A 15,189-nucleotide genomic window follows, 5' to 3' on the forward strand; every position below is an offset into this window, starting at 1 on the left:
TGTCGGTCGACGATGGCCTACGAGTCCAGGATGGCCCAGCGCTCATGATCGCGCCAGCGCCCGCGAATCTTCAGATACCGCGGCGAAAAACCCTCGCGATGAAAGCCGCAGGCGCGCACCAGCGCGATGGAGGGCTCGTTCTCCGGCTGGATGTTCGCCTCCAGCCGATGGAGCTTCAGCTCGGTGAAGGCCAGCCGCACGAGCCGCCGCAGCCCCTCGGCCATCAGGCCCTGGCGCGCGTGCTCGGCAAAAGCGTAGCAGCCGAGGTAGGCGCTGCGCAAAGGGCCGCGAACGATCTGCGTGATCTCGATGCAGCCCGCCAGCGCCGCGTCGTCCGCGCGCCGCACGGCGTAGGCCAGGTCGGCGGGGCCCTGCATGCGCGCGAGCTTCTCGCGGAAGGCCGCGCCGGTGGTGGGCGGGTTCACCCAGCGTCCGTGCAAGGCGCGGCTGGCTCGCGCGGCGGCGACGAACTCGGCTTCGTCGTCGAGTGTCAACCGGGTGATGCGCACTCGCGGCTTCATGCGGCTCGATCGTCAGGGATGGAGAAGAACTTCGGCGACTCGCGCCTGCAGCCGCGGCACGAGCTCCTGCTCGAACCAGCGGTTGCGCGCGAGCCAGCGATTGTTGCTCGGGCTCGGGTGCGGCAGCGGCACCACGGCCGGCCAGTGGCGGCGCCAGTTCTGCGTTGCCGCCGTGAGCCCGGAGCGCTCGTCGGGCAGATGGTAGGCGGCGGCATAGCGTCCGATGACCAGCGTCAGCCGAAGCCCGCCGAGGGCTTCGAGCAGCGGCGCGCGCCAGCGCGGCGCGCACTCCGGCCGGGGCGGCTTGTCGCCGGAACTGCCCTGGCCCGGATAGCACAGACCCATCGGCACGATGGCGAACAGCGTCGGGTCGTGGAACTGCTCGCGCGTGACACCCAGCCAACGGCGAAGCCGCTCGCCGCTCGCGTCGTCGAACGGAATGCCTGTTTCGTGCACCTTCCGGCCCGGCGCCTGCGCGGCGACGAGGATGCGCGCCGCCGGGTGAAGCTGCAGCACCGGGCGCGGGCCCAGCGGCAGGTGCCCGGCGCACAGGGTGCAGGCGCGCACCTCGGCCAGAAGCGAAGCGACCGACGACACGGCGGGTGGCGGCGTGGCAGGCCGGAGCTCAGGCCTGCGCCAGCGCGCGGCCGGGCAGCCAGCAGGCCATGCGCGTGGCCAGGCAGCCGCCGCGCCGGAACGGCTGCGAGATCGGATAAAAACCCAGCGCCTCGTAGGCATCCACGGCGCAAGGCGAGGCGTTGAGCTCCACCGTGGTGACGGCGGGGAAGTTCGCCTCGACGTGCGTGCGCGCGGCTTCCCACAGGCGGCGGGCGATGCCCTGGCGCAGATGGTCGGGCGCGACGAACAGGAATGCGAGCACCGAGGGCGCGCTCAACAGGATGAAGCCGACCAGGCGCCCGTCGCGCTCGGCGACCGCCGCGAAGGCCGCGGCCGGAACGAGCGCAGCCAGGCGCTCGGCCGACGACTGCTCGAAAAAGACCTGCCTGGCCTCGGGCGTCCAGTCGGGGGCGACGAACCGATCGAAGCCATGCCGCACCAGCGCCGAGATGGCCGCGGCATCCGCGGCCTCGGGCTGGCGCAACAGGGTCTCGGAGGGCGGCGCCATGCCGGTGGGCGCCCGCTCGGCCGCAGCCTCAGGCCGCGGTCTTGACCGTGGTGGTCGGGCCGTTGGTCTTGACCGACTCGATGCCCTTGTCGCGGCTGGCGGCCGACTGGTACATCTGGCTCGTGCCGATGACCTGGTGGTTGGCGGCCTTGAGCACGAAGTACTGGCGTCCGTCCGAGGCTTCCTTGGACTCGTAGCGTTCCGCGAGCGGACTGTTCTTCTGCACGGAGGCGATGCCGTTGTCGGCCGAGGCCTTGCTCTCGTACTGCTCGCTGGCGAGGATGACCTCGCCGTTGCCCGCCTTCAGGACGAAGGAGTACTGCCCCTTGTCGTTGGACTTGATCTCATACCAGCCAGCCATGGTTGCTCCTGTGAATCGCGGCAAGGGCCGCGGCGGGATGGTAGCGGAAGCGGGGTCGCGATCTCAGCGCTTTCGCTTGGCCGGTGCGGGCCGCGAGCGAGACAGGCGCTTGGCGTTGTGCACGGCCTTCTTGCGCACCGGCTCCAGCGCGGCGCCGACGACCGAAGCGGTTTGATGTTCCAACTGCCGCGCCAGTTGAGCGGCCGTGCGTGAAGGGGCCAGCCAACCGCCGAGCATCAGCGAGCGCCATGCCGCCGCATACAGGGCCTGCTGCGCCTTGAACGCCTGTTGCGAGGCCGCGAGCCAGGCCTGGGTGAAGGCGAGCGGCTTTTCCAGCACCATGCCGGTGAACTCCTTGCGGTCGCGGGCCGAGGGCGCCGGGCCGGCCAGCGCCATGCGCGCGACGCGGTGGGCGATCACCACCGGCGCGGCGGCGCCCAGTTCCAGGGCCTGGCGCGCGGCCTTGGCCGAACTCGATCGTTGGCGTGAGGGCATGGGGTTTCTCCGTTGCTGGACTGCGTGAAGAGCTCAGGCCTCACAGGGCGGGCTGGCCGACTGCGGCAGGCCGAACACCCGATCGAAGGCCCAGGTGAACACGATGGCGTAGACGAAGAAGAAGGCCAGGATGCCGAGGTCCGCGAGAAAGGCCTTGAGCAGCGTCGTCTCCAGCCAGTAGGCCATCACCGGCACGAGCAGGAAGACCAGGCCGCCCTCGAACCCGATGCCATGCGCCAGGCGGCGCCCGAACGAGCGGCCCTTGACCGCCTGGCGCGACTCCCAGGCCTCGAACAGCCCGTTGAAGACGTAGTTCCAGCCCAGCGCGATGGTCGACATGACGACGGCCAGCGCGAGCGTGGAGCCGGCCGATTGCCCGAACATCAGGCTCATCGCCGGGCCGACGAACGCGATGGCAAAGACTTCGTAGAGGATCGCCTGGACGACGCGGCGGCGGGTGGTGGGTGACATGCGGGCGGATTGTGCGCCGGGCCGCCAACGTGCGCAGAAGCGGCAGGCCCGCTGGCGCGACCACTCTTCGCGGTAGCGAAGGCTCAGGCCTCGGGGGCTTGCAGGCCCTGGGAAGGCTGGCCGCGAAGCAGGGCCCAGAACGTGTAGACGCTCAAAGCGGTGCCGATGGGAAAATTGATGACGTGGAAGGCCGCGCTGAGCAGGAGCAGGGGCCGGCCGATCGGCTTGGAGGCCAGGAAGGCGGCGGCGCCGACGAGTTCGATGCCCGCGACGATGCACAGCGCCGTGCCGACCACGAGCCCCACGCTGCCCATCAACGACTTGACGAACGGCGAGAGCGCGCTGTCCGCGTACTGGCTGGCGGCCGTGGCCAGGACGACGCTCAGGACGACGATGATGGCCACGCCGGAGACGAGGTGCAGCCAGGCGCAGAGACGGGAATGGTTGAGCATGTGTACCTTGCGCCTGGTTTCAACTGGGTTCATGGGGCCGTGCGCGAAGCTCCTTGCGCACGGCCAGCTTCAGGCCCGACCATACCGCGTCGACCGCGCAGACCTTGATGTCCACGTACCCCAGAGGCAGCGCTTCCTCACGGATGACGTCTTCGGTGATGCTCGTGGGCACCTTGGACGCCTTCTTCGGCCACGACGTCCAGACCGCGGCGTCCGGCGCGAGCTCCCCGCGCAGGGATGTCAGCCGGCGGGCCAGTTCCGCGCGCTCGGTGAGGAAGACGTGAACGAGGTCGACGTTCGAGCCGATGGTGCGGGCGAAGACGACTCCCGGTGGAAGCGGCGCCAGCAGGGTCGCGTAGTCCGCCGGGGCGCCGATGGCGACGGCAACCGTGCCCGCCTTGTAGCCGAGCTTCGTGGCCAACGGCGTGCCGGAGTAGCCGTTCATGGCGCGTTGGCGCGCATGGTTTCGAGCGCCTCGTCGCACTCGGCGGGCGAACGAAACGCGAGCAACTCGCCACCTTGCTTGCGCGTACAGGTGTGATAGGCGATGGGGAGGCCGAAGGCACCGGACTCACTGAATTCGCAGCCCTTGAATGTCTTGGCGACTGCCTCGCTGATCGGCGCGCACTTGGCCGTCTTCGGCGACGTCCAGACGAAGCCGACGCTTCCCACGACGGGAAACCCGCCGACCGGCGCCGAGATCGCCACATGCGGGGCCGACAGCAACATCGCTGCGAGCAGGGTCACGCGCTGGAACGTTCGATGGATCATTTTCCGGGGCCCTACTTCCTCTCGGCAATCGTGCGAATGCCCTCCAGCATGCGGGTGTACTGAGCGTCGTTCGTCGCACCCACTCTTTCGAGTATCAGGCGCATGTCGGCGGCGCTCAGGCAGGCCATCTTGAAGTCGCCTTTCTCCTGGTGACCGATCACGGACTGCGCGGCGAGCGCCAGCAGATCCAGGTCGGATTTCTTCTTCTTCTCGGCGGCAACGTAGGCCTCGGTCCTGATCTGAGCCTCGAAGAAAATCGCACGATCCTGCTCCACCCACTTGCCGCTTCGAACGAGGCCATCGGCGACTTCCTTGATCCGCCGTTGCATCGCCTCTTCGCGAGCTTCTTGCTGATCCCGCAGTTGCACAAGATCCTTCTCGATCCCTTCGACACTCTTTCTCGCACTCGGTTCATCATCGCATTGGGCGTTGGCCGCGGAGAACGTCGTGGCCAATGAGAGCGAGACAGAAACGATGAGTCGAAGGCTGGATGACATTTGTCGTCTCGAGAAGATGGGCATCATTCGGCTGCGGCAACCGGCTACAGCGACATGTGGAACGCAGCGACCATGAGCGGCAAGCCCGTGCGGCCCGAACTCGGCTGCTACCCTTGCGCGAGCCGATACGCCAAGTAGACGAAGAGCGCCATTACAACCCAAAGCCAAAACATGGAGCCGGAGCGCGGAACTTCGCCAGGCGAGAGCGCACGACCAGCCGCTATGGACTCGACGGTTGCGGCAGTAAACGCCTTGCTTGGACTTGCGGGACTGCTCGGTGTGGGCTTCGCTGAAGCCCGAACCGCGGGCCTGGCCGGCGCCTTGGCTTCCCGTGCGGCCCGGGCCTGCTGCGCGAGAAGCAGCTTGATGGCTTGAATGGGCTCACCCCGCGCAAACGCGGCGGCAATCTCCGGCGGCAAAGGCTGAACTGGCTTGGCCACGACTGTTCCTTCGGTTGACGCTCGATGTTCCGGTCATGCGCCCCAGCGAGAGCTCGGGCTGGCAGTTTGCCAGAAGGGAACCGAGGTGGGGCTGGGTGGATCGCAAGGGCTGGCCGCGCGAGCAAAACGGCCAAACGAGCTTAGCGCGGCCAGCCTTCGCGGGCCCGCGCTCGAGCGAAGGGTCAGGCCACACTCCCTGGAGCTCGCAGGCGACGGCGCACGAGCGCACCAACCATCAGCAGCACGACGGCCAGATTGCCTGCGAGCAGGGCCGCATGCAAGGCGGAGGGGCGATGCACGAACTCCACGAGCTCGAACGGAAGATAGATCGCCCCGCTCGCCGCGGCAAGCACCTCGGCCCAGGTGCGACCCCGAAAAAGGCCATATGCCTCGACGAAGCGCAACACCGAGTACGCGGCCGCGCCAAGCGCGAGAAAGACGAGCCGAGAGTTCTGCAAGTTGCTCGCCGCGGCGAGGAAGATCTCCGGATACCTTGCGGCGGGATTCAGGTGAGCATGCTCGACAAGGCGCAGGGCGAGCGCGTGCAGGTCTTTGTGGACGAGCGACAGAAGGCCTGTCGCCGCGAGGAGGGACAGCAAGCCCTTGAGTGCCTCGAGGAGCGCGACGAAGCGAACTGCGCTGTTCATGGCTTGCCGGTGGCCGTCCCTTCCGATGAAGGGGTGGGTGTCATTGGGAGCCAGGCACTACGGCAGCGAGTACTCGAACTCGTAGAAGTGCTTGCCCTCGGTGATGTTGATCTTGAAGACGCCGGAGATTCCCGCCAGGGCTCCGGTGCCGGAGTCCGGCACGACCGTGATCGACAGCCGCTGCGCCCCTTGGTCCATGGTGCCGCTGTGCTGGAAGACGAAGCTTCCGCTGCGACCCTGGAGCGTACCGGCGACTCGCTCGATGGCGACGTAGCCGGCCGAACCCTTGGTTGGCGTGAGCGCCGTGAGCATTTCACCCTTTCCGGTGGCCACCAAGTCACCCTCGAACTGCTTGTCGAGCGACATGCGACCAAGGCTCACCCCGTCGACTGTGCCGGGCTCGGCTTGGGGCTTCATCTCCACGGTGAACATGCCTTTGGCGACGGTAGACATGCGGCTCTCTCCCTTTGGCTGTGCGGATGCTACTGCCGGCGTGAGCAAGGCACCAGCAAGCGCTTGGAGCGCCGCGCGCCGCGTTGTGTTGGTCATGACGCCGAACGCTTGAGCTGAGCCACGCCGGTGCTTGTCGGCTCCAGTGAAGGGTTAGGCCCCACGCGTTTGCCCCAGCTCAACGGCCATGACTGCGTATGGGCGACTCGAGCCATAGACGCCTTGGCGGCGCCTTTGGCTCGACCCAAAGAGGCTACGCCTTGGACGCCAAGAGAAAGGCCAGGCCCAGCGAAACGATGCTGAAGCCCAAACCGACGCGTGTTGCGCGGGATTCGCGAGCCACAGCATCGCGGGCGATGCCCAGGCCGAGCAATCCGACTACCAGCGGCGACAAGCCCAACAGAAGAAGAGGCAGTCCGCTGAAGTGGAACCGAACGGATGGTTGCCTTGTAGGCAGCGACACGCCACCGCTAAAGAGCAAGAACAAGCCAAGAGAGGCGAAGACCAAGCCGAACATGAACACACAGAGCTTGGTCAACCTGGACATACGCGACGACGGGTCCACTTGTGGGGCCTAACGTTTGAGCCGAGCCGCGAGCGCCGGTGTGGCGCTTGGCCCGCCGGATGGATGATGCACCACTCCAGGAGGCGGGCCAAGTGCCACGCCGGTGCACGTCGGCTCCAGCGAAGGGTTAGGCATCGCTGCGCGATGAGCGACCAGTCGGGGTTTTTGCCTTTGGCGCTGGCGCCGAACCACCGGACTTGCGCTCTTCGAGCCGCCCGGTGACGTACTTGTGGAGGATGCTGGCGATCAGCGTCTGATACGGCATGCCCTCGGCAAGTGCTTTGACCTGAATGTCTTGCAGATCGCCTGCTGACAGCCGAATATTCACTCGTCGGTCTTTGATGGCTGTAGCACGTGCGGCGGCCCTCAGCCGACTGAGTTCGGCCTTTGATGCCACAGACTTCAACTTGCCTGCTTCGTAGGCTTCAACGAGATCAGCTTCAAGCGAATCAGGTTGCGTCATCTGGATCTCCGGTCGTAAGGTAGTCGCGTGTAGCCTTTCGGCTGGGGATGACCGTCTCGAGGAAAAAGTACTCTGCCTCTTCGACATAGGGTACCAAGTAGGCGTAGCTATCCCACGTGACGACCAACAGCCGCTGGCTCGGGTATCTCTTGGTGTTCGGGTGTGCCAGGACATCCAAGAGGCCACCGCCCTCGATGGCGACCACGACTTGCTCGAACGAGACACCGCGTTCCGCCAGGAGTTCGCGGTTCTTATCGGGGTTCCACCGGCAGGGCGTCACGCGGCAAGTGTACTCCGATGTGTGCCTTTTGTCGCCACGTGATGAAATGATGCTGTTCGGCGACGCCTAACGTTTGAGCTGAGGGGCGGGCGCCGGTGAGACGGCTTGGCCGCGAGGCGGATGATGGACAGTGAGCGCCTCGCGGCCAAGCTGGCTTGCCGGTGGCCGTCCCCTCGAGCGACCAGTTAGGCGGCGCTGGGCCTAGACAACAGGCTGCTGACCTCTGCTCTCATGCCAGAAGGCAAGAACACGAAGCTGCTCGTCGGAGGAGAGGTAGTAGACGAAGTACTTAATTCGGCTGAGGTAGAGGCGGCGCACGCCAGGCGTTCGAGCTCCCTCGTACCGGGCTCCGATTCCTGGTTGCTCAGCCAGCAAGGCAATGGCTTCTCGGAAGTCCGTGGCGACAGCGCCAGGTGCCGCAGCTCGGTTCTCCTGCCACCACGTGGCTGCTTGGCGCACCTGAGCAGCCGCTCGGGCGGAAACGAGAACCTTGCGAGCCATTCGCAGGGCTAGTTCGGGAGGGAAGCCAGCAGTTCTTCGAGCGAGACAGCCTCGCCACGGTCGATCTCCGCCATAGCGGCGAGCAACTCGTCTTCCTGCTGAGGCGTCAGGCGAAAACCTTCATCCGCGCCGCGGGTCACAACTGTGACGACGGCGCCTTCCGGGAGTGGAACACCTTCCAGGACGATTTTGCCGTTGACGACGGTACCGGTGGCGACTTGCATGTGGCGAATGGTACTCCTTGCTGCAATGAAGGCGGATGCCGCGCCGCCTAACGTTTGAACTGAGGGGCGGACGCCGGTGAGGCGGCTTGGCCGCGAGGCGAATGATAGACAGCGAGAGCCACGCGGCCAAGACGGCTTGCCGGAGGCCGTCCGCTCGAGTGACTAGTTAGGCCTGCGGCCTGGTGGCAAGTGAGGTCGCGGTTGAGTTGGCGAAATACCAAGAGCGAGCAAATGCTGCAATAGTGGTGCTCGCTGAGCCTCCGACGCCCCAGGCAGAGGTACTGCGTGGAACCGGTGATTGCAGCCTGCATGGTGGTGACAGCGGGCCTGGGGCGGCGACGTGAGTCAAGCTAGACGGTAGGACCGCGACAGCAGCCGATATTGGCAAGTGCGCCCCAGTAGCCTGGAGCGGGCATGCCGCCCACGGACTGACCGATGGCGGGGGAGGGAAGGCCAGTGCACCGAGGAAGGCACCGTTTCTTCGCGCAGGCCATGGGCTGCTGCTGCCAGAGCGCGGCCAGTGGAGTGACCGCAACGGCCTAACGTTTGAGCTGAGCCGCGTGCGCCGGTATGGCGCTTGGCCCGCCGGATGGATGATGTACCACTCCAAGAGGCGGGCCAAGTGCCATGCCGGTGCACGTCGGCTCCAGCGAAGGGTTAGGCCACACTCGTTGCACAGCAGAGTGCCGCCCGGTGCGGCTTACGGAGGACAAGTGAAATAGCTCGCCGAACAATGCGTAGGTGTACGGCCGACTGTCCGGCCAGCGCTAGAGTTGAACGACAGCGACAGTGCACAAGAACACGGTAGCCAGTATGAGCGCAACGTCCGCTGACAGCGGATTGACTTGGTCCTCGGGGTTCTGCTCGATCTCTTTGAGGACTCGCGCACCGAACCAAGCACTTTCGCGCCCATGCGAACGCCGATGAAGCACGACGGCTAGCGTGGCTGTGAGGAACAGAAGTGCGAGATTGGCGACCAGCTCGTTTTCAGCGAACTGCGCCAAGGCTGTATGCCATGCACCTGCAAGCAAGACCACAAGCGGTGCGAGGTATGCGAGCAGGCGCTGAATCCGACGAGTTGTTCTGACGTTCACGGCGGGGCGGCTGTGTGGCCTAACGTTTGAGCTGAGCCGCGTGCGCCGGTGTGGCGCTTGGCCCGCCGGACGGATGATGTACCACTCCGGGAGGCGGGCTAAGCGCCATGCCGGTGCACGTCGGCTCCAGCGAAGGGTTAGGCCTCGCTGTTTGAGGGCCAGGTGCGGGCTCGACGCTCAAGGCCAGTAGCAGGAAGGAACAATGCCCGCTTGGCTGGTGACGACGAGTGCTCCATAGAGGCAGAACAAGCCAAAGGCGATGAACATCCAACTGCGAGCGCGTCTTCCCTGAGCAACAAGATCATCGCGGGAGAGGCTTTGATGCAGCCCTTGGAGCAAGTACGAGAGAACGGCCGACTCGTGGAGTTCGGAGTTCTCGTTCCACCGATGCCAAGTACTGAGTTCCTTCCACAGTGTTGGCTCCTCATCTTTCAAGCGAAGCGCAAACCGTCGTTGGAAGATTCCCGCAGTGACGGCCGAAGTGACCCACGCGAGCAAGAGGGCAATGATCCAGTGATCGACGGGGCGACACATTGCGAGGCCTAACGTAGAGCTGAGCTGCGTGCGGAGGCAGACGGCCCTGGCCGCGTTGTGCATGATAGACAACGGGCGCAACGCGGCCAGGGACGGCTGCCGTAGCACGTCAGCTCGAGCGTTGGGTTAGGCCTCAGTCGGTTTGATGTCAGGGCCATTGGAAACTCTTAGCCTTCCTGCCGAGACTGCTCAGTCCAGCCCGCTGGACCGATGACACGGCCCGAGCCTACGATCTTGCTCCCTTCGCGGATCGTGAAGGTTGCGCCAGGAAGCAATTCGGAGTAGAGGTTGTCTTCCGGCGTTCCATAGGGCAGAGCAAACAACACTTCGGCTTGCTGGCCAGGGAGAATCCGATCTGGGCCAGACCAAGCACAAACCCCGAGATATCGCTCAAGAAGAACATTGCCTTCACCAATGAGCGCTTCACGTTGCTCAGGATTGCCTACAACAAGGTGCGGCCAATACTGACGCTCCTTGAGGCTCCGGTGCCCATTGAGAGTGTAGTTCATCTGAACGACTGTTCGCATAAGTGGAACGGATGTAGTCATGCGGCCTGCCTCACTTTCGATGATGCCGATGATGCTCGAATTGCGTTGGACGTACACGAAAGTCTCGGGACGAGAGATTGCTCGGCAGTGGCCTGCAGGTGCTGGCCTCTGATGAGGCCTAACGTTTGAGCTGAGCCGCGGGCACCGGTGTGGCGCTTGGCCCGCGAGGCGGATGATAAGAACCAGCGCCTCGCGGGCCAAGTGCCATGCCGGTGCACGTCGGCTCCAGCGAAGGGTTAGGCCGCACTCGCGGATAGTGAATGGTGCTCATGTGCGGCGCGGTGCAGCCATAGCTGCTGCAATTGCTGGCCACCGAGGCCAGACCCAAACTGCGAGCCACGACGAGAGTGCACCGCACGCGAGAGCAGCGAAGAACGGTTCTTTCCCGGCTACCCACGTAGCTGCCGTATGCCAGAAGGGTGGCGAGCCCAGCATTTGCACCGTTGCAGGGACCAAGAAGACGAGAGCGATGGCCGTGGGTATGTACACGACGATCAGAATCAGCCAAAGCGCTGTGTAGGCGAGTAGTGGCCCAGCCACCAGGAATAGCCAGCGACCGTGGACCCCGCGGCCCCGTGCGAAACTGAGGAAGGCGCAGACAGCAATAGGTGAAGCCAGGGCGAGCCAAGCGACAAGAACGACGATGAAGTAGAGCGTGGTACTGTCCATTGCGCGCGTGAGCGAGGGGTGTTGTGCGGCCTAACGTTTGAGCTGAGGGGCGGACGCCGGTGAGACGGCTTGGCCGCGAGGCGGATGATAGACAGCGAGAGCCTCGCGGCCAAGGCGGCTTGCCGGTGGCCGTCCCCTCCAGCGAAGGGTTAGGCCGCACTCGCTGCTTTGTATTGCTGTGCGTGGCGAAGGAAGGCGAAGAACTCCTCTTCTGAGGTACTTCCCACTTTGGTGACAGGAATGGGAGCAGTTCGCGTGGCCAGCAGGACGGCGAACTCGGCATCAATGACGAAGACTGAGACTGCGGACCAGTGAAAGACAGCGGTCATTGAGGTTGTAGTGACCGTCAGGTTGGAAGCCGTGGCCTCAAGGGTGAGAGGCTCCTCGGCGTGTGGTGCCAAACTGGCCAAGGCCTTGGCGTCCGCAAGGCGAAGGCGGCTGATCCCGACGACGAAGAAAGCGGGAACGATAAACAGAGCTAGTACAGACCAGCGGAGCACCGAACGGATGGCTTCATCTTGGTGGTTCGGAGCTACCAAGATGACGAACAATGGAACGGTATACAGCACATAAGCCAACAGCGCCAAAGGCTTGAGCGACGTTGGCATCGCACCCGCTCGGCGAAGCCTGTCGACGACAAACGCCGAAGCTCGTGAGTAGTCTGACTGCGTGAGACGAAGACTGATTTGTGCCACTTGTGCGGCCTAACGTTTGAGCTGAGCCGCAAGCGCCGGCGTGGCGCTTGGCCCGCCGGATGGATGATGTACCACTCCAAGAGGCGGGCCAAGTGCCATGCCGGTGCTTGTCGGCTCCAGCGAAGGGTTAGGCCGCACTCGTTGATGGGCAGTGGGTGACCTAGAGCCCTCGCAGGCGACAAGCATGGCCAAACACTCGCCCTGTGGCCTGCGGTTGCTGCTCCGGTTGAGTGGCATGTTGGACCTTGCTTTGGGCCAGCTACAGCTTCACGGCATGTCAAAGCTGCGGCACTGTGCCACGATGCAGAACAGGATGGGCGCGAGGACGGCAAGCACAGGCAACAGAGTGCCCACAAGCAGAGAGAGTGCAAGGACTCTTGGCGTTGATGTAGAAGCTCGTCTTCCAAGGACGAAGTAAACGGCAGCTGTAACGAAGGCGATGGCGACGAAGACGTATGGGGCATGGCCTTCAAGAAGGCCGCCATCGGAGGAGAACCTGCCATTGAAGAGAACAAGCCAAACGCCGCCAAGTGACACGATGCCTGAGGCGAAACCAGCGACTACGTGTGGACTGAGCTTCATGGTGCTGACGTGATGTGGCCAGCGTGCGGCCTAACGTTCGAGCTAACTGGCCCGCGGAGGCAGGCCGCCTTGGCTCGAGCTGAGAAAATATACAGCGTACCTCAGCTCGGGCCAAGGTGGCCTGCCGTAGCGGGTCCGGTTGAGCGAGGGGTTAGGCCGCACTCGCGATGCCGTGACTCTGTCGGAGTTGTTGCTCAAGTTGTTTTAGAAGCCGAGGGCCCCCCTGCAGTAGTTGTACAGCTTCGGGTCGGCGGGTACTGGGATCATGCTTCTGGGTCCAAGCGCTCATCGCGACCAACAGCGGCAGGAGATCGAGCCCTTTCTCGGTCAGGCTGTACACGGCCTTCTGCGCATGCGTCGGATCGTCGTCGCGCCGGAGGATGCCCCTCTCCATCAACGCTCGAAGTCGATCGGACAGCACGTTGGTTGAGATGGCCTCCTCGGACTGAAGGAACTCGCGAAAGCGGCGCTTTCCCGCGAAGACCAGATCTCGGATCACGAGCAGCGTCCAACGGTCACCCACCAGTTCCAGGGCCGTACTGATTGGGCATGTTGATCGCTGATCTTGTCTCATGCCTCAGACTCTACACCGGTTGCAAAACGCAATCGGTATGGATAGAGTTGCGATATCGAAATGCAACCAGTTGAGGTGTGATGACTTATCAGCGGTATCTGGGCAGTTGTCACTGTCAAGGCGTGCGGTACGAGGCAGAGTTCGACTTGGCAGCGGGAAGCAATCGTTGCAACTGCTCCCTCTGCAGCAAGGCCCGCGCTTGGTTCCTCTTCGTGCGCGGCGACAAGATGAACCTGCTATGCGGAGAAGAGCTTCTCAGTACGTATGAGTGGGTTCCGGAAGGGCGATCTGAGTCGGGGCTGAGCTACCGCTTCTGCTCAAGGTGCGGCATCCGGCTCTATGCGACGGGTGAGCTCGCGGAGTTGGGCGGCAGGTTCTACGCCATCCATGTCCCAACGCTCGATAGCTTGGACCGGGACGAACTTGTCAACGCGCCCCTGCGTTTCGTCGACAACGCTCATGATCGACCCGATCGAGCGCCCACGGACACGCGACTAATGTGAAGGACGAGGGCTGTCTTCGTGCGGCCTAACGTTTGAGCTGAGCCGCGGGCGCCGGTGTGGCGTCCTGGCCGCGAGGCGGATGATAAGAACAAGCGCCTCGCGGCCAGGGTGCCATGCCGGTGCACGTCGGCTCCAGCGAAGGGTTAGGCGTCACTCGCGGCCAAGTGCTACAGGTGCTGGGGTTCGAGGCCGGTGTGTTTGGCGATGCGTGCCAACATACGTGGCCCAAGTTCTTCGCCGTCGTGAAAGGCGAACACGAAGTCAGGCCAACCTTCGCGCGCAAGAGTGCGATGGGAGCCAGTTTGGCGCTTGACCTGCCAACCCAACTTGAGAAGCGCGGCGAGGACACGCCTGGCCTTCGATGAAGGCCACTGGCTCATGCGGCTGCCGGGACCGAGATGCTGATTTCTTGCGGCTTGGCCTCACCATGCTCAAGGCGCTCAGCCAGTACGCGCAGGGCAAGTACCTCGGCCTTAGCCATGGCTTCGTTGGCGGACGCTCCGTAAGCCAGTACGCCAGGCAGTTGCGAGACCTCTGCCAGCCAACGACCGTCGTCTTCGCGCTCGCATTCGAGGGTGAACTTCATAGGGCTCTCCGAAGAAGGTGACAGTCTAGCGCGCGGCGCATTTGGTGACGCCTAACGTTTGAGCTGAGCCGCGGGCGCCGGTGTGGCGCTTGGCCCGCGAGGCGGATGATAAGAACCAGCGCCTCGCGGGCCAAGTGCCATGCCGGTGCACGTCGGCTCCAGCGAAGGGTTAGGCGTCACCGGTTGGCGCGCCGACTCATTGTGCGCTACTGCCAACAAACCAGAACTCTGGAGTACACGACTCGTTGCTCAACGGGGCGCACTGAAGCTTCAGCCGCCACTGCGCTCGCAAGTACGAGAACCGGCTTTCCGACGAAGATTCGAGCTGCCAGCCCCGCTCGAGCAGTAGCTTCGGACTGACGGTGACGTTTCCGCAGGTCATGTACAGATGCTTGGGCCAATACTTACACGCCGCAGCTGCTTGATTACCAAACAAGGAAGTGACCTCTTCTCGGAACGCATGCTCCAGCTTGCGCGTCGGGGACTTGCTCGACGGCATTGGGACAAGCCACCAGAGCGCCGCGAGGACAACGGCAAGGCCTCCGATGAGGTAGAGCTTGAAGGCCTCACGCTGGAGCTTGCATTTGATGTATGGCTGCATGCGCAGAGGGGTGCGAGTCGTGACGCCTAACGTAGAGCTGAGCCGCAGGCGCCGGTATGGCGCTTGGCCCGCCGGATGGATGATGGACCACTCCAGGAGGCGGACCAAGTGCCATGCCGGTGCTTGTCGGCTCCAGCGAAGGGTTAGGCCGCACTCTTGGCGAGCCACGTGGCGACGGCGACTTCGCCCACCGCGAGATGCACCCACCAAGCTATGCGTGCTACATGCCCAACTGTTGACGCTGGCGCCAACTTGCTGTTGCTACGAGGCCGAAGACCAGGAGAAGTGTGAACGATGCTAGACAGGAGACCTCCACGCCGATGCATCCCAAAGCTCTCACAGTGGAAGCGCCAGCAGCTAGAGCGAGGGCTGCGGTGGCGTAGAGGCCAAAGGAGCATTGACCATGCGCACTGGCTCAGCTGCGGAACACCTTGAGCAATGCGTGAGCGACTAATAAGCCAATGAGTGCTCCAACTGCGATGTAGACCTTGGCGTCGAGCCACGACCTGACACCATTCAGGTGAGCCACTAGTGCCCCC

At 64.0% G+C, this 15,189-nt stretch carries 23 protein-coding genes; 1 reads left to right on the top strand and 22 read right to left on the bottom strand.

Annotation, left to right across the window (positions count from 1 at the left end; genetic code table 11):
• Positions 1-17 precede the first annotated feature (17 nt).
• From QM792_RS08130 to QM792_RS08225, 20 genes are all read right to left on the bottom strand, one after another.
• Complete coding sequence (locus tag QM792_RS08130) at positions 18-521, bottom strand: GNAT family N-acetyltransferase (RefSeq protein WP_415149067.1); 504 nt, start codon at positions 519-521, stop codon at positions 18-20.
• Positions 522-533: 12 nt separating this feature from the next.
• Complete coding sequence (locus tag QM792_RS08135; RefSeq protein WP_415149068.1) at positions 534-1,118, bottom strand: uracil-DNA glycosylase family protein; 585 nt, start codon at positions 1,116-1,118, stop codon at positions 534-536.
• A 28-nt stretch (positions 1,119-1,146) separates the two neighbouring features.
• Positions 1,147-1,647 (bottom strand): GNAT family N-acetyltransferase, encoded by a 501-nt coding sequence (locus QM792_RS08140; RefSeq protein WP_415149070.1) that lies wholly within the window; start codon positions 1,645-1,647, stop codon positions 1,147-1,149.
• A gap of 28 nt (positions 1,648-1,675) precedes the next feature.
• On the bottom strand, positions 1,676-2,008 hold the full coding sequence (locus tag QM792_RS08145) for a YegP family protein (protein WP_415149072.1): 333 nt from the start codon (positions 2,006-2,008) through the stop codon (positions 1,676-1,678).
• A gap of 63 nt (positions 2,009-2,071) precedes the next feature.
• On the bottom strand, positions 2,072-2,503 hold the full coding sequence (locus QM792_RS08150; RefSeq protein WP_415149074.1) for a polyhydroxyalkanoate granule-associated phasin: 432 nt from the start codon (positions 2,501-2,503) through the stop codon (positions 2,072-2,074).
• A gap of 33 nt (positions 2,504-2,536) precedes the next feature.
• A complete protein-coding gene (locus tag QM792_RS08155) occupies positions 2,537-2,974 on the bottom strand; it encodes a PACE efflux transporter (RefSeq protein ID WP_415149076.1) in 438 nt (145 codons plus the stop codon).
• An 83-nt stretch (positions 2,975-3,057) separates the two neighbouring features.
• On the bottom strand, positions 3,058-3,426 hold the full coding sequence (locus QM792_RS08160; RefSeq protein WP_415149078.1) for a hypothetical protein: 369 nt from the start codon (positions 3,424-3,426) through the stop codon (positions 3,058-3,060).
• Between the two features lie 19 nt (positions 3,427-3,445).
• On the bottom strand, positions 3,446-3,871 hold the full coding sequence (locus tag QM792_RS08165; RefSeq protein WP_415149079.1) for a DUF3052 domain-containing protein: 426 nt from the start codon (positions 3,869-3,871) through the stop codon (positions 3,446-3,448).
• Positions 3,868-4,173 (bottom strand): hypothetical protein, encoded by a 306-nt coding sequence (locus QM792_RS08170; protein WP_415149081.1) that lies wholly within the window; start codon positions 4,171-4,173, stop codon positions 3,868-3,870. Before QM792_RS08170 ends, QM792_RS08165 begins: the two co-directional genes overlap by 4 nt.
• A 35-nt stretch (positions 4,174-4,208) precedes the next feature.
• Positions 4,209-4,694 (bottom strand): hypothetical protein, encoded by a 486-nt coding sequence (locus QM792_RS08175; RefSeq protein WP_415149083.1) that lies wholly within the window; start codon positions 4,692-4,694, stop codon positions 4,209-4,211.
• Positions 4,695-5,316: 622 nt separating this feature from the next.
• Positions 5,317-5,781 (bottom strand): DUF2127 domain-containing protein, encoded by a 465-nt coding sequence (locus QM792_RS08180; protein ID WP_415149084.1) that lies wholly within the window; start codon positions 5,779-5,781, stop codon positions 5,317-5,319.
• 57 nt (positions 5,782-5,838) lie between these two features.
• Complete coding sequence (locus QM792_RS08185) at positions 5,839-6,234, bottom strand: DUF3224 domain-containing protein (protein WP_415149085.1); 396 nt, start codon at positions 6,232-6,234, stop codon at positions 5,839-5,841.
• Between the two features lie 689 nt (positions 6,235-6,923).
• The gene (locus QM792_RS08190; RefSeq protein ID WP_415149086.1) at positions 6,924-7,259 is read right to left on the bottom strand and encodes a hypothetical protein; all 336 of its coding nucleotides are present in this window, start codon (positions 7,257-7,259) and stop codon (positions 6,924-6,926) included.
• On the bottom strand, positions 7,246-7,539 hold the full coding sequence (locus QM792_RS08195; protein WP_415149087.1) for a BrnT family toxin: 294 nt from the start codon (positions 7,537-7,539) through the stop codon (positions 7,246-7,248). Before QM792_RS08195 ends, QM792_RS08190 begins: the two co-directional genes overlap by 14 nt.
• A 201-nt stretch (positions 7,540-7,740) precedes the next feature.
• Positions 7,741-8,040: a type II toxin-antitoxin system RelE/ParE family toxin gene (locus QM792_RS08200; protein ID WP_415149089.1), complete on the bottom strand. Its 300-nt coding sequence runs from the start codon at positions 8,038-8,040 to the stop codon at positions 7,741-7,743.
• Between the two features lie 8 nt (positions 8,041-8,048).
• Positions 8,049-8,264: a hypothetical protein gene (locus tag QM792_RS08205; protein WP_415149091.1), complete on the bottom strand. Its 216-nt coding sequence runs from the start codon at positions 8,262-8,264 to the stop codon at positions 8,049-8,051.
• Between the two features lie 767 nt (positions 8,265-9,031).
• On the bottom strand, positions 9,032-9,358 hold the full coding sequence (locus tag QM792_RS08210; RefSeq protein WP_415149092.1) for a hypothetical protein: 327 nt from the start codon (positions 9,356-9,358) through the stop codon (positions 9,032-9,034).
• A gap of 701 nt (positions 9,359-10,059) precedes the next feature.
• Positions 10,060-10,497 carry a hypothetical protein gene (locus tag QM792_RS08215; RefSeq protein ID WP_415149094.1) on the bottom strand — a complete coding sequence of 146 codons (438 nt, stop codon included), beginning with the start codon at positions 10,495-10,497 and terminating at the stop codon, positions 10,060-10,062.
• Positions 10,498-11,258: 761 nt separating this feature from the next.
• The gene (locus QM792_RS08220; RefSeq protein WP_415149095.1) at positions 11,259-11,717 is read right to left on the bottom strand and encodes a hypothetical protein; all 459 of its coding nucleotides are present in this window, start codon (positions 11,715-11,717) and stop codon (positions 11,259-11,261) included.
• A gap of 820 nt (positions 11,718-12,537) precedes the next feature.
• Complete coding sequence (locus QM792_RS08225) at positions 12,538-12,960, bottom strand: winged helix-turn-helix transcriptional regulator (protein ID WP_415149097.1); 423 nt, start codon at positions 12,958-12,960, stop codon at positions 12,538-12,540.
• A gap of 80 nt (positions 12,961-13,040) precedes the next feature.
• Between QM792_RS08225 and QM792_RS08230 the strand changes: the two genes are divergently transcribed.
• Entirely contained in the window at positions 13,041-13,463 is a 423-nt protein-coding gene (locus QM792_RS08230; protein WP_415149099.1) for a GFA family protein, read from the top strand.
• 167 nt (positions 13,464-13,630) lie between these two features.
• Here QM792_RS08230 and QM792_RS08235 read toward each other — a convergent pair whose 3' ends face one another.
• Both QM792_RS08235 and QM792_RS08240 read right to left on the bottom strand, forming a co-directional pair.
• The gene (locus QM792_RS08235; RefSeq protein ID WP_415149100.1) at positions 13,631-13,843 is read right to left on the bottom strand and encodes a type II toxin-antitoxin system HicA family toxin; all 213 of its coding nucleotides are present in this window, start codon (positions 13,841-13,843) and stop codon (positions 13,631-13,633) included.
• Entirely contained in the window at positions 13,840-14,049 is a 210-nt protein-coding gene (locus QM792_RS08240; RefSeq protein ID WP_415149102.1) for a type II toxin-antitoxin system HicB family antitoxin, read from the bottom strand. Before QM792_RS08240 ends, QM792_RS08235 begins: the two co-directional genes overlap by 4 nt.
• Between the last annotated feature and the right edge of the window lie 1,140 nt (positions 14,050-15,189).

The sequence above is a fragment of the Piscinibacter sp. genome (assembly GCF_047600445.1).
Classification (GTDB): domain Bacteria; phylum Pseudomonadota; class Gammaproteobacteria; order Burkholderiales; family Burkholderiaceae_C; genus Piscinibacter.

Excerpts from the sequence above, each read along its gene's own strand:
- QM792_RS08130 (WP_415149067.1), bottom strand. The coding sequence starts at position 521 with ATGAAGCCGCGAGTGCGCATCACCCGGTTGACACTCGACGACGAAGCC.
- QM792_RS08140 (WP_415149070.1), bottom strand. The coding sequence starts at position 1,647 with ATGGCGCCGCCCTCCGAGACCCTGTTGCGCCAGCCCGAGGCCGCGGAT.
- QM792_RS08145 (WP_415149072.1), bottom strand. The coding sequence starts at position 2,008 with ATGGCTGGCTGGTATGAGATCAAGTCCAACGACAAGGGGCAGTACTCC.
- QM792_RS08150 (WP_415149074.1), bottom strand. The coding sequence starts at position 2,503 with ATGCCCTCACGCCAACGATCGAGTTCGGCCAAGGCCGCGCGCCAGGCC.
- QM792_RS08155 (WP_415149076.1), bottom strand. The coding sequence starts at position 2,974 with ATGTCACCCACCACCCGCCGCCGCGTCGTCCAGGCGATCCTCTACGAA.
- QM792_RS08160 (WP_415149078.1), bottom strand. The coding sequence starts at position 3,426 with ATGCTCAACCATTCCCGTCTCTGCGCCTGGCTGCACCTCGTCTCCGGC.
- QM792_RS08165 (WP_415149079.1), bottom strand. The coding sequence starts at position 3,871 with ATGAACGGCTACTCCGGCACGCCGTTGGCCACGAAGCTCGGCTACAAG.
- QM792_RS08175 (WP_415149083.1), bottom strand. The coding sequence starts at position 4,694 with ATGTCATCCAGCCTTCGACTCATCGTTTCTGTCTCGCTCTCATTGGCC.
- QM792_RS08180 (WP_415149084.1), bottom strand. The coding sequence starts at position 5,781 with ATGAACAGCGCAGTTCGCTTCGTCGCGCTCCTCGAGGCACTCAAGGGC.
- QM792_RS08185 (WP_415149085.1), bottom strand. The coding sequence starts at position 6,234 with ATGTCTACCGTCGCCAAAGGCATGTTCACCGTGGAGATGAAGCCCCAA.
- QM792_RS08190 (WP_415149086.1), bottom strand. The coding sequence starts at position 7,259 with ATGACGCAACCTGATTCGCTTGAAGCTGATCTCGTTGAAGCCTACGAA.
- QM792_RS08200 (WP_415149089.1), bottom strand. The coding sequence starts at position 8,040 with ATGGCTCGCAAGGTTCTCGTTTCCGCCCGAGCGGCTGCTCAGGTGCGC.
- QM792_RS08205 (WP_415149091.1), bottom strand. The coding sequence starts at position 8,264 with ATGCAAGTCGCCACCGGTACCGTCGTCAACGGCAAAATCGTCCTGGAA.
- QM792_RS08220 (WP_415149095.1), bottom strand. The coding sequence starts at position 11,717 with ATGCCAACGTCGCTCAAGCCTTTGGCGCTGTTGGCTTATGTGCTGTAT.
- QM792_RS08225 (WP_415149097.1), bottom strand. The coding sequence starts at position 12,960 with ATGAGACAAGATCAGCGATCAACATGCCCAATCAGTACGGCCCTGGAA.
- QM792_RS08230 (WP_415149099.1), top strand. The coding sequence starts at position 13,041 with ATGACTTATCAGCGGTATCTGGGCAGTTGTCACTGTCAAGGCGTGCGG.
- QM792_RS08235 (WP_415149100.1), bottom strand. The coding sequence starts at position 13,843 with ATGAGCCAGTGGCCTTCATCGAAGGCCAGGCGTGTCCTCGCCGCGCTT.
- QM792_RS08240 (WP_415149102.1), bottom strand. The coding sequence starts at position 14,049 with ATGAAGTTCACCCTCGAATGCGAGCGCGAAGACGACGGTCGTTGGCTG.